The organism is Nocardia sp. NPDC059228 (assembly GCF_042754245.1).
Lineage (GTDB): Bacteria > Actinomycetota > Actinomycetes > Mycobacteriales > Mycobacteriaceae > Nocardia.
The window spans coordinates 1-4,027 of the sequence record NZ_JBHZAL010000082.1 but is presented as its reverse complement, the minus strand read 5'-3'; the positions used below and the strand labels follow the sequence as shown (position 1 = coordinate 4,027).

The window sequence follows — 4,027 nt, the reverse complement described above, 5'->3', positions numbered from 1 at the left end:
CAACAACCTACTTCACGATGTAGACGACCAGGATGATGAAGAGATCGGGTGGCCAGCCTCGCTCGCTTCCTTCCCGCTGGGGCCGTGGATCGCCGACAACCGGCGCTTCCACGCCCGCGGGAACATAGACGAGGACCACGTCGAACAGCTCGAGAAGCTCGGCATGATCTGGTCGCACTACGACGTCGCGTGGGAGGAAGGCCTGTCCGCCGCACGCGGGTGGGCCGAAGTGAACGGGCACCTGCTGGCACCGCTGGACGCCACCCACCAGGGATACCGGGTCGGGATCTGGCTGAAGAACGCGAGGGCCGCCGCCCGCAAAGCGGCCGAGAACGAGAAGCGGCGTGCCGAGGGGCTGCCGGTGAAGTCGTCGGCCGGTGCGCTGCCGGACACCCGGCGCGGGCAACTGGAGAACATCGACCCCTCCTGGTGCCCACCCTGGCCCCTGGAATGGCAACGCGCCTTTCACCTCACGCGGGCCCACCTGGAGGAGGGTGGGACACTGCCCACCGCGCCGGGGCTGGTCGTACGCCGGGGCGAGGACCTGGGGCGGTGGGTACGGTCCGTACGCCTCGGGTGGGATCAGCTGAGCGGGGTGCAGCAGTGGATGTGCGAACAGGTCCTCGGGATCGAGCCCGCCACCGAGGACGAGAAGCCGCCCCCGCGTCGCACACAAGCTGGCAAATGGGCCCTCAACTACCAAGCCGCCAAACAGTACTTCCAACGCGAGGGACACCTCCGGGTGCCGAGGAAGCACGTGGAGACCGTCCTCACCGACGACGGCCAGGAGCAGCAGTACCGCCTCGGAGCATGGGTCAGCAATCAACGCAGCAGAGCCGCTTCGCTGACCCCGGAGCGGGCGGCCCAGTTGTCCGCGATCAGCATGCGCTGGACATGATGGGCACCGTCGTCATCACGGCCGTCGCGCTCGCGCCAGACCCCGTGCGCCGAAGGGCCGCCTGCTGGTCGACCACGACGACGAACGCGACACCCCCCGCTGAGACAACCTCTGGCCTTCCCCCTGCTCCGCGGGCCCCCTGCTGGGGCGGATCCGCCAGGTCTGCGGGCTCGGGCTGCGTACACGCACAGGTGCCAATGTCCCCGTCCGGGCAGGTCCCCTTGAGAGGGACTCGCCGCACCGCCGCCGGCGCAGGTCTGCTGCGGCCCGGGTGTCCCGGGCCGCAGCTTTCGGGCTGGGGTTTGTGGGCGGGGTGTGTCAGGTCAGCACGCTGGAGCAGGAGGCCGCCGTCACCCACTCGTGCGAGGTGATGCGGTCGTTGACCCCGTAGCCGTTGTGGAACCGGTTGTCGGTCACGTCGTCGGCGTACAGCTCTTCCGGGTAGAGGCAGGTGTGGCCGCCCCTGTAGTTGATGTCCTCGTAGAACTTGACGATGTCCTTGCCACCCAGGAAGCCGCGGTTCATGACGGATGTCGCCTTGTCGGTCGCCGAGGCTCCCCAGTAGGGGCTGTTCCCCGGGGTCCTGATCAACAGGGCGCCGTCGCAGTCCAGGTTCTGACAGGCGTACATGTTGCCGTCACGCGGGCCCCACTCGCTGTTGCAGCCGGAGCCCGCGACGGTGCCTTCGGCCGCGTGGGCGGCGGTGGTCGGTGCCGCGATGCCCAGAGCGGTGAGGCCGGTGAGCGCCGCCGCGACGATGTATTTACGCATGGTGTTTTCCCCTCGTTGGTGATGCGGTGATGGTGTGCTGGTGGTGCCTTGGTGGTCAGGTGCGCTCCGGGACGACGTGCACCGCCCGGTCGTACGCGCGGCGGCCGAGGTGGCGGTAGGTGTCGAGCGCGTCGCCGAACCGGTCGCCCAGGCGGTCCTGGTAGTACGTCTCCCGGGCCTTGGCCACGGCCCGCAGGGACGTGTCGCGGGCGCAGGCCGCGTCCGCGACGGCTGTCTTCCGCTCGGCGGCGAACGCCTCGTCGGCGCGGGCAGCGCCCAGCCGGGCGGTGTTGACCCGGACGGCGTCGCGCGCCGCCTGGGGGTCCTTGTAGGGCTGCCCGGCGCTCTTCATGCACCGGGCCCATGCCCGTACGGCCGCGGTGAGCTGACGGTCCTTCATGAGGTCGGCGGAGTAGAGGGAGTTGAGACCTGTGGCGATCTTGCTCGTACGGAACCATTCGGCCGGGTCGCCGTACAGTTCGCGCTCGGCCTCCTCCGTACAGCCGCCGAGCCGTTTCTGGATCTCTCCGCCGCCCGGCAGCGGCGCCGTGAGCAGGCGGGCGCTGTCGCCGCCGTCGAGTGCGATGTCGAAGGCGGTGCGGTGGGCCGCGGAAAGCCCTTGCCGGTAGGTGCCGTTGGGGTTGCGCTCACGGACGCGGTCGCTCTTCGCGTCGATACGGCCGCCGTACCCGTGCGTACGGGCCCAGGCCAGGTCGTCCTGGACGTAGCGGACCGGGCGGCTCTCCCGGAGTGTGAGGGTGCGGTCCTCCCAGTAGGTGAAGCCATGGCGGTTCATGCACCGGCTGGTCAGGCGTTGCCGCGCGTCGGCGACGCGCAACTCCTGCTGCCAGGTGAGCGCTTGAGGCCGTGAGTGCGGGCGGGGGTCGTCCTGCGCCGCGCGTACTCCGTCGCTGCCGCCGGCGTATCCGATCGTCGCCGCCGCGGTCGCCGCCGCGGTGGCGGCCGCGACGACACCCAGGGACACCAGTACACGTCCGCGTATACCCGGCACGAGTGATTCCCCCTTCGTTCGTGCCACGTTCCTTCCTCACAAGAGGGTGCAGGCGCTCGGCCGGGCTTGTCGTTGTCGGTGAGCGCACAGGTCTTCAGTCAGCGCGCACAGTCGCTCCCGGGCGCCGCTGTCGCGCACCGCTCCCGGAACTGGCGCGGCGAGAGGCCGTGCGCGCTGCGGAACGCCTGGCTGAAGTGCGCGGCGTTGGCGAACCCCCACCGGGCCGCGATCGCGTTGATCGGGCGGGCGGCCAGCCGGGGGTCGGCGAGGTCCCGCCGGCACTGCTCAAAGCGGCACTCGCGGACCCAGCCCGCGACGGTGTGCCCTTCCTCCTGGAACAGCTTGTGCAGGTATCGCAGCGAGATGTGGTGCGCCGCTGCGATCGCGTCCGGGGTCAGGCGCGTATCGCCCAGGTTGTCCCGGATGAAGGCGTGGATCCGGGCCATCAGCGCTCGGCGTCTGGTGTGGGGCGGGACCGTGCGCTCGGCGTCCAGCGCGGTGGCCAGCGCCATCGTCAGCACGTCGAGCGTCAGGGTGGACAGCCGGGCGGCGTCGGACGGGCTGAGTTCGTCCATGTGGCGGGCGAGTTGCAGCATGAACTGCGCGGACAGCCCTCCGATTCCCCCGGCGCCGGGAATGCGTACCCCGCTCAGGCTTCGCAGGTCGCGGATCGGCAGGGGCAGCAGCGAGCGCGGGAAGCGCAGGAGAAGCAGCCGGCTCACGGGAACGTCCCGCTGGAACTCGGCGTCGTAGGGGCGTGAGGTGTCGAACAGGATCAGATCCCCCACGCCGAACTCCGTGTACCGGCCGTCCTGCGTCATCCCGCCGCCGCCGCGCTCGACGCAGGCGAGTTTGAACACCTCGGGGTCGGACTGGCGGATGAGCCTGGGCGTGCGGTGGACCGTGTGCCGGGCGCTGGTCATCAGGGCCGCCTGTACCGGGCCGAAGTCACTGATACCGGCCTGTGCCCGGAACTCGCTCTCCGACTCCCTTTCGCAGCGCAGTTCATAGGGCGCGCAGAGCTTCGAACTCATCTCGCGCCAGTACGCCATCCGTTCTCCCGCCGAGACGTCGGCGGTACTGATCACGTCCATGACTCACCACCATGCTGTCGCTGCTGGGGCAATGATCCTGTCGTTCTACCGTTTCCCGGGGCCGCGGAGCGAGGAGTTGGAGTTCGAGCCGGAGTTGTGTCGGGCGGACGGCCGCGTACAGGAGCGCACTCGTCGTGGGGGGGGCCGCCCCCCCCCGGGGGCGGCGGCGGCCCCCCGCCCCCCCCCCCCCGCCGCGCCCGCCCCCCCGGCCGCCCGAGCTTCAGTATCTGCCCGGCAAATAACGGGGTGGGG

At 70.4% G+C, this 4,027-nt stretch carries 4 protein-coding genes; 1 reads left to right on the top strand and 3 read right to left on the bottom strand.

Going from position 1 to position 4,027, the window contains the following annotated elements; genetic code table 11:
- Nucleotides 1–898 (top strand): helicase associated domain-containing protein (locus ACFXKA_RS42440; protein WP_379431822.1); only part of this gene is annotated, 898 nt, incomplete at its 5' end.
- 318 nt (nucleotides 899–1,216) lie between these two features.
- Here ACFXKA_RS42440 and ACFXKA_RS42435 read toward each other — a convergent pair.
- The 3 genes from ACFXKA_RS42435 to ACFXKA_RS42425 form a co-directional block, all read right to left on the bottom strand.
- Nucleotides 1,217–1,669 (bottom strand): peptidase inhibitor family I36 protein, encoded by a 453-nt coding sequence (locus tag ACFXKA_RS42435; protein ID WP_379431821.1) that lies wholly within the window; start codon nucleotides 1,667–1,669, stop codon nucleotides 1,217–1,219.
- Between the two features lie 55 nt (nucleotides 1,670–1,724).
- Complete coding sequence (locus ACFXKA_RS42430) at nucleotides 1,725–2,708, bottom strand: hypothetical protein (protein ID WP_379431820.1); 984 nt, start codon at nucleotides 2,706–2,708, stop codon at nucleotides 1,725–1,727.
- A gap of 71 nt (nucleotides 2,709–2,779) precedes the next feature.
- The gene (locus ACFXKA_RS42425) at nucleotides 2,780–3,775 is read right to left on the bottom strand and encodes a helix-turn-helix domain-containing protein (protein ID WP_379431819.1); all 996 of its coding nucleotides are present in this window, start codon (nucleotides 3,773–3,775) and stop codon (nucleotides 2,780–2,782) included.
- Nucleotides 3,776–4,027 lie beyond the last annotated feature (252 nt).